This is a genomic window from Candidatus Melainabacteria bacterium, assembly GCA_016193285.1.
Taxonomy (GTDB): Bacteria; Cyanobacteriota; Vampirovibrionia; order 2-02-FULL-35-15; family 2-02-FULL-35-15; genus JACPSL01.
Window position 1 is genome coordinate 21081 of sequence record JACPSL010000034.1, and the last position, 6444, is coordinate 27524.

A 6444-nucleotide genomic window follows, 5' to 3' on the forward strand; every position below is an offset into this window, starting at 1 on the left:
ATGGATGTAAATAAGATAACGTTACTTTATAGCATCCCAGCTTTAGCAGCATTTTCATCTTTATTGCCGAAGAACAAAAATGTTATTGGCTTAGTACAAACTTTTTGGATGGTTTGCTTATTTATACTAGGGCTTTTTATTATCAACGACATATTAGATTCCGGCTCCATTGGCACATTCAAAGATTTTATTTACCTTGATGCACTAAGTGGATTAATGATTTTTCTAATTACTCTGGTTAGTACTATAGTCTCGATTTATTCAATTGGTTATATGACAAATGAGGTTGAAGAAAAAATACACAACATATGGAAATTAAAAGGATATTATTTCTTGCTAAACGCATTTGTTTTTTCAATGCTTCTGACTGTAACAGCAAATAGCATTGGGGTCTTATGGATTGCTATAGAACTTACAACTTTAGTTTCTGCTTTTTTAGTTGGTTATTATAACAAAGAAGCTCCTGTTGAAGCTGCATGGAAATATATTATTCTCTGTACGGTAGGTATTGCATTTGCAATGATCGGTATTGTTCTTGCCTACTACGGTGTTACTCATGCAGGAGGAGTTAAGTCTGTAGGATTAAACTGGAATTATTTAATTACGATTTCTCACAAACTTGACCCAGACCTGATGAAAGTAGCATTCATTTTTATACTCATAGGTCTTGGAACTAAAGCAGGTCTTGCTCCAATGCATACCTGGCTTCCAGATGCACATAGCGAAGCACCTACACCTGTTAGTGCACTTCTTTCCGGTGTACTTATTAAGTGTGGAATTTACGGAATTATTAGATTTGCAATTATTACTAACCTCTCAGTAGGAAATGGTTTTACAAATAAATTAATTTTAGTTTTTGGACTTTTATCAATTGGCATTTCAGTACCATTTATTCTTGTACAAAGACATATAAAACGGCTTCTTGCATATCATAGTTTAGAACATATTGGAATAATCACCTGTGGAATTGGCTTTGCAAATCCTTTAGCTATCTTTGGTGCATTATTTCACATGATAAATCATGCAATGGTAAAGTCTCTTATGTTCTTTACTTCAGGAAACCTTGCACTTAAATTTCACACAAAAGATATGGAACATATTAAGGGTGTTATTCAAGTTATGCCAATAAGTGGGATTGTACTCTTAGTTGGTGGCCTTGCACTTGCTGGCTCACCACCATTTTCAATATTTATTAGTGAGTTTTATATCTTAAGTGGAGGAATTGAAGGAAATCATTGGGTTGGTAGTATACTCTTTCTTTTATTTTTGATCATTGTTTTTGGTGGTTTAAGTCATCATTTGTTGCAGATGGCAATAGGTCCAACAAACAGTACCACTGAAAGTAATATTGCACTGACTAGAAGTGAAATAAATAAATCAAGTGTTGCAAGCTTAGTTTTACCGCTAGTACTTGTTTGCATACTAGGTATCTGGATACCAGGCCCCCTTTTAAGACTGTTAAATGAAGCAACAAGAATAGTAACAATAGGGCATACGATATGAAACATGGAATGATAAAAGAGATTGGTACTTTAATTGAACAGATTGAAAACCTGCTTAAAGAAAACACCTTTATTTATAAGCTTATAAGTCCAAACCATGTTGAATTTACAATTGACAAAAGCTTCTTACCTATTGCTTCTGAACTTATAATAAAGGATCCAAACTTAAATGCTTCATTATTAACTATTACTGCTACTGATAAAAGAGAGCTTAATGAAAATTATGTAGTTAATGTTGTATTCTCGCTTAAAAAAATTAATCACATAATAACTTTAAAATCAAATGTAGGTAAATTTAATCCTTCATATCCAGCAATAAGTAAAAAGATTTCATATGCAAATTGGTATGAAAGAGAAATTCATGATCTGTTTGGCATAGTTCCTGATGGCATCGAGCTTGATCCATTAGTTCTTCATAGGGACTGGCACCCTGGTAAATGCTTCCCAGTGAGAAAGGATTTTCCAAAAGATAAACAACTTCCAATTACTGACCATAATATAGAGTTTATATTCCCTCATGGGGAAGGATTACATCAAATTGCAGTTGGACCAATTCATGCTGGAATTATTGAACCTGGACATTTTAGGTTTTGTGCCCTAGGAGAAGAAATTCATAAATTTGATGTTCAACTCTTTTACGCACATAAAGGTATTGAAAAAATGGCAGAAGGTAAGACTATAGGTGAGGTATTAACCATTGCAGAAAATATATGTGGGATGTGCTCTTATAGCCACTCAACTGCTTTTTGCATTGCAATTGAGTCTTTAGGAAATATCTCAACACCACCTAGAGCTACATTCATTAGAACCATTTGCCTTGAGCTTGAAAGACTTGCAAGTCATATGTCAGACCTTATGGCTATTTGCTCAGCTGGTGGCTTTGGTTTTGCTTCAGCACATGCAGCAAGACTAAGAGAAACAATAATGAGACAAATATATAAATTAACTGGTCATCGCTTCTTTAGAAGTTTAAATACTATTGGAGGATTACAAAAAAATATATCTGATAAATATTTTGATCAATTATTTTTACAACTTGTTTTATTTAAAGCTGACTTCAATGCTCTAGCAAAATTAATTTTAAATACAGACAGTCTATTAGATCGCCTTGAGTTGACTGGCTTTCTGTCAAAGGAAAATGCTTTATCTCTAGGACTTGTAGGTCCAGCTGCCCGTGGTTCAAGCATAGATATAGATGTTAGGCATGATACACCTTATCTAGCTTATAAGAGGTACAAACCAAATGTGCCTCTATATGACACTTGTGATGCATTAGCTAGAACGAAAGTAAGAATTGATGAGGTAAATGAATCTTTAAGGCTAATTAAAAATCTTATAGAAGACTTACCCCCTGGGGATATTCTTGCAAAAACGAAACCTTATTCACACTATAATCCTGGGATTGGAATAGTTGAATCTCCAAAAGGAGAACTAGTTCATTGGATAATGCTTGACAAAGAGGACAAAATCTTTAGATACCATGTAAGAAGCGCATCTTACATAAATTGGAGAGGAGTGGCACAAGCTACCATGGGAAAAAATATTGTTCCAGATGGACCACTGGTAAACAAAAGTTTTAACCTTTGCTATGCATGTGTCGATAGATAAAAAAAATTATGTTTGATTTATTGAAAATCTGGATTACAAAAGGAAATACTGTAGAAAGAGAACCTGAGTTTAAAAAATTAGATGTTGATATTCTCAAGAAAGATTTATCTAGAATTAACCAATTGGATCATAAAACAAGATGTGTACTAAGTCGATCATTATTAGTTAGACATCTAGATACAGGCTCATGTAATGCTGAAGAAGCTGAGCTTATTGCATTATCAAATCCAATTTACGACATCTCAAGATTTGGAATTGAATTTACTGCATCACCACGTCATGCAGATGTTTTAATTGTTACTGGACCAGTTACAAGGCATCTCAAAATTGCAATGGAAAGAACTTATAAAGCAACTCCAAATCCTAAGATAGTAGTTGCAATTGGTGATGGTGCATGTAATGGTTCTATATATGAAACAACATATGCATGCTTAGGAAGGGTAGATCAGTTTATTCCTGTTGACTTATATATTCCTGGCGATCCACCAACACCTGAACAGATATTAAAAGGTTTATTAGTTTGTAAAGTACTTTTAGCACAAAAGGAGGTAACGTAAAAATGGATAAGAAAGATGGGCTATTAAAAATTGATGTTTTATCGATTGGGTTATTTGGACTTGCTGTAGGTGCTCTAACATTAGGACTTGTGCAGATGGGAATTATTCCTCATAATGATGATCTTGCAATATCAATTATTTGTCTTATCTTTGCCGGAATAGTTCAAGTTGTTGCAGGCATTGTTGATATAAGATACCACGATCAGCTTGGAGGTACAGCTCTTACAATGTACGGCTTTTACTGGACTTCAATATTTACTGTTAAAATCCTAGGATTAGTTGAAGGATTCCGCTGGGATAATGTCTTGTTTATTCCAATAGTGGCTATATATGCAATATTTTCAGCGGTAATGATTTATTTAACAGGTCATAAGTCACTTGTTTTAATGCTACTTCATATCTTTATTACGGCAGTGTTCACCATAGATATTTTTGTAAAATTAAATTATCCTCTTGAGTATTATGCAGGTATAGATCACGTGATAATTGGTTCAATTGCTCTTTATCATGCAATGGTAACACTAGTAAATAAATATACTGGCAAGGTTGGCTATCTACTTGGAAGACCATTGTTTAAATTTTGAAGTTGAGTGGATAAGTTTTATGATCAGGACTTGTATGTTAAAGCCATTTTTACAGAAGGATTTTTAAGCTGATTAATCAAATAATCTTGTAGTTGTTCCTTTTTAATCTGATGAATAGTTTTACCGGTTTCACAAGCAAGTTGTTTAATTTCTCTGTGAAACACTTCAATTTTCCACCTAACCTTAATTGCATTGATCTAGCTCATTTGTAGCTATTATTTCCGGTTCGTTATTAACGATTATTCGGAAAAGTTTCAACATTTTAGCCCCAGGAAATCTCTTTAATTTTGCTATTTTTCCGCTCTTTAATTCTTCTTCTGACCACGTAAGCTCATCTGCTCTTTTAAAGTTTTTTTCTCCAGGGATTCCAATATCATTTATTCCCACTCCCTCCGTAGGTATAATAAATATATGAAAGATAAAAAACTGCCAAGCTCATTTAAAGCATTATTTTGGTCTCAAGATTTTGAAAAACTGAATCTAGATCTAGACAAAAAAACAATAATAGTAAACACAATAAATTATGGAGATTTAGATCATTGGAGATGGATTAAGAATTTGTACGGGAAAGAAATAATCAAAGATGTTCTTATGAAATTACCTCATACTGAATTGAGAGAGCATGTAAAGCCACTAGTACAAACAGTTTTTTCCATTCCTCATTTTAATCATGCACCAAGAGGTACTAACTAATACAGGTAAACTGCTTTTGCCACATTTAAGCAAGCTAAAATCTTATTACTTGGCTGGTGGTACTGCATTAGCACTACAGTTAGGCCACAGAGTATCTGTTGATTTTGACTTTTTTTCAGACAAAAAAATACCAACTACTTTATATTCAGAAGTAAAAAAAATATTGCCAGAAAATATTATCATCAAACCATCTGTTAATAATTCAGATGAGTTAACATTTTTTGCTAGTGATACAAAAGTTACTTTTCTTAGTTATCCATTTCAGCTAGTAAAGCCTTTGGTAGATTTAAATGGGCTTTATCTTGCATCTGTACAAGAACTCGGTGCTATTAAAGCATACACAATTGGCAGAAGAGGTGAATACAAAGATTATATTGATCTTTACTATTTGCTTTATGAAAAGCAGACTTCGCTAAAAGAAATTATAGAATTAGCAAAGAAAAAGTATAAAAATGATTTTAGTGATCGTTTGTTTTTAGAACAGTTACTTTATTTAGATGATGTTAATATTACAGATATTACACTACTAAAACAAGAAAATTTTACAAAAGAACAACTAAAGGTTTTTTTTGAGAGACAGATAAAAAGTCTTAATTTATAGATCAGTAAAAATCATGCACAACATTGTACAAGGTTTTGGAAGGATATTATGGAACAGCTCTACGAAAGCCAGGGCTACGTCATTCTCTTTTAAAAGTTGAGCTAAAATCCAATAACCAGAAAATTGATTGAATTAAAAGCAAGAAAAAAGCTATAAAACAGTGTTTCAAATTGGAACTTTTTAAAAAAAGTTAGAATGACAGAGCTCTGAGTAGTACCTGCAATAAAGATAGAAAATATCTATAAATAAAGTACAATTAGCTACTTTGTATAGCATGTAGCATTATAAATAAACAAATGACTAATCCAGTAAGTAATAATTCTCCTGTTAGCTATGGCAGAAAAGTAACTCCACCTGGTGATGGCCCAGGCGGGGAAGAAGCTCAATCTGCAACTCATTCTTCTAAAGTAGAAGAAACATCATTACTAGAACAAGGTGGCACAACTTACGTAGGGCTTATACCAAGCCACATAGCTGATTCTGAAGTTAAGTTTAGTTCAAGAGAGGTTTTTATAGACAGGCTCGCAAATGCTCAAGCTGGAGGATTCACAGGAGATTTAAGAAATCATGATTCACCAATAGACGCAGTGTCTGGGGGACAGTTAACCGCAGTGATCTTTCTTTATCTTAAAGATAAATCTGATAGAGGTGAAGATATTTCAGTTGAATTAAGTAAATTACCACCTGCTATTAGCGAGATATTTCCAAGAATTAATTCCATAGAGCAATTCGACTCTTTACTATCTGAACTTTCAATAATCGAACCGCCAACGGCGATCTCGGGGGCTTGCCCCCGAGGAGGATAGTTGACATGCCGAAGGCATGTTAAGCTATCCTCTTTGTGGAGACGCTGAAGAATACTCATCATGTTTTCAGGTTAATGTATCACTTTGTGTGGA

General features: G+C 33.6%; 9 protein-coding genes. 7 read left to right on the forward strand and 2 right to left on the reverse strand.

Translation table 11 applies throughout. The features are described 5' to 3' along the window. The 4 genes from HYY52_07350 to HYY52_07365 are packed head-to-tail and all read left to right on the forward strand — an operon-like array spanning position 1 to position 4251. Complete coding sequence (locus tag HYY52_07350; GenBank protein MBI2996498.1) at positions 1-1503, forward strand: hydrogenase 4 subunit F; 1503 nt, start codon at positions 1-3, stop codon at positions 1501-1503. Next, the gene (locus HYY52_07355) at positions 1500-3110 is read left to right on the forward strand and encodes an NADH-quinone oxidoreductase subunit C (protein MBI2996499.1); all 1611 of its coding nucleotides are present in this window, start codon (positions 1500-1502) and stop codon (positions 3108-3110) included. The genes HYY52_07350 and HYY52_07355 overlap by 4 nt, the downstream gene beginning before the upstream one ends. Before the next feature lie 8 nt (positions 3111-3118). Further along, positions 3119-3667 carry an NADH-quinone oxidoreductase subunit NuoB gene (gene nuoB / locus HYY52_07360; GenBank protein ID MBI2996500.1) on the forward strand — a complete coding sequence of 183 codons (549 nt, stop codon included), beginning with the start codon at positions 3119-3121 and terminating at the stop codon, positions 3665-3667. Positions 3668-3669: 2 nt separating this feature from the next. Beyond that, complete coding sequence (locus HYY52_07365; protein MBI2996501.1) at positions 3670-4251, forward strand: acetate uptake transporter; 582 nt, start codon at positions 3670-3672, stop codon at positions 4249-4251. Positions 4252-4274: 23 nt separating this feature from the next. Here the strand turns inward: HYY52_07365 and HYY52_07370 are convergent, their stop codons facing one another. Both HYY52_07370 and HYY52_07375 read right to left on the reverse strand, forming a co-directional pair. Beyond that, entirely contained in the window at positions 4275-4415 is a 141-nt protein-coding gene (locus HYY52_07370) for a hypothetical protein (protein MBI2996502.1), read from the reverse strand. Between the two features lie 19 nt (positions 4416-4434). Further along, on the reverse strand, positions 4435-4638 hold the full coding sequence (locus HYY52_07375; protein MBI2996503.1) for a hypothetical protein: 204 nt from the start codon (positions 4636-4638) through the stop codon (positions 4435-4437). Positions 4639-4662: 24 nt separating this feature from the next. On the opposite strand from HYY52_07375, the gene HYY52_07380 reads away from it, so the two are divergent. The 3 genes from HYY52_07380 (at position 4663) to HYY52_07390 (ending at position 6351) form a co-directional block, all read left to right on the forward strand. After that, positions 4663-4944: a hypothetical protein gene (locus HYY52_07380; protein MBI2996504.1), complete on the forward strand. Its 282-nt coding sequence runs from the start codon at positions 4663-4665 to the stop codon at positions 4942-4944. 16 nt (positions 4945-4960) lie between these two features. Beyond that, positions 4961-5545 (forward strand): nucleotidyl transferase AbiEii/AbiGii toxin family protein, encoded by a 585-nt coding sequence (locus HYY52_07385; GenBank protein ID MBI2996505.1) that lies wholly within the window; start codon positions 4961-4963, stop codon positions 5543-5545. A gap of 296 nt (positions 5546-5841) precedes the next feature. Then, complete coding sequence (locus HYY52_07390; protein ID MBI2996506.1) at positions 5842-6351, forward strand: hypothetical protein; 510 nt, start codon at positions 5842-5844, stop codon at positions 6349-6351. Positions 6352-6444 lie beyond the last annotated feature (93 nt).